The sequence below is a fragment of the Belnapia sp. AC561 genome (assembly GCF_979252845.1).
In genome coordinates this window covers 1-233 of sequence record NZ_CEEDBP010000520.1, presented here as the reverse complement: position 1 = coordinate 233, position 233 = coordinate 1, and the positions used below count along the sequence as shown (strand labels likewise).

At 69.5% G+C, this 233-nt stretch carries 1 protein-coding gene; it reads right to left on the bottom strand.

All coding sequences use genetic code 11. The features are described 5' to 3' along the window. Positions 1-233 (bottom strand): tryptophan 7-halogenase (locus AC0IW9_RS32095; RefSeq protein ID WP_471652319.1); only part of this gene is annotated, 233 nt, incomplete at both ends.

Here is a 233-nt window from a genome sequence, read left to right as displayed (position 1 = left end):
CAGCGTGTCCGCCGCCGCCTGGTCGCCGACATGCGAGCTGGCATAGACATGGCCGTTGCCGATCCGGTGCTGCAGCGGAATGCGCCACTGCCAGCCGGCGTCGCGCGCGGTGGAGCGGGTGTAGGGCGTCAGTGGCGACACGCTTTCGCACGGGACCGCCAGCGCGGAGTCGCACAGGAGCCAGCGGCTCCAGTCTTCATAACCTACGCCCAGCGTCTGCCCGATCAGCAGTC